Here is a 733-nt window from a genome sequence, read left to right as displayed (position 1 = left end):
ACAGTATAAATTGGGCTTAAATCATCGCCGTTTTTCACAATCTCTTGAACGTTTGGCAAGTATGCTGGACACTTTTAGTCGCTTATACGAACGTCACTTATCGTTCTCGAATATCCAAACTCGTTCCTTTGTTCAAGTGGCGCGCTCTGGTTTTCGCCACCATGGTCGAGAACAACGTGCAGCGCATATTTGGACACTATGCAGCGCCGATGCCCAAACGGGTTACTTGCTTTTGCTCAGTGACAACGCTTGGTTTCCTCAGACAGAGATGTCAGAGCACGTCATTCCTCAACCGCTTTGGGAGCAAAGTCGTTACCAATTAACGCAGCAAGAAGAAATGCCAAACGAATCAGATGTATTTCTCCAAGCACAGCGCACTTACGACAAAATTCTTAGCCGCAGCCAATTTGACCAACTCGCTTACTGCGATGGTTCGCACGCGAAATCAAAAGAAGTGCTACTCACTCGCCCTGTTTTTGCCGCACACGCGCACATGCAAAACTTGGCGAAATACTTTGCGAACAAAGTGCCGAAACGCTTTGTCCTCGAACATGAAAGCTTTTTACGAGGGGCAGCGATCACCGCTTTTACCTCCGCCATTAAGCGGGGCACGACGCAACTCTATTATTGCCATATTGGACAAAGTGAGGAAAACCTGAGCTTAAATCATGCAAAGCAAAAGATGAGTTGGTGGGATGAAACGTGGCGTCGTGGAAACATCCAAAATCAATAT

The 733-nt window shown here is 46.7% G+C and carries 1 pseudogene; it reads left to right on the top strand.

Features of this window, described 5'->3' with window-relative positions:
* Positions 1 to 61: 61 nt before the first annotated feature.
* Positions 62 to 733 (top strand): annotated as a pseudogene (locus R7Q46_RS26835) (hypothetical protein); the annotation flags it as partial.

Source organism: Vibrio sp. 811, assembly GCF_033339195.1.
The sequence above is the reverse complement of the archived record's forward strand: the minus strand, read 5'-3'. Positions and strand labels throughout refer to the sequence as shown.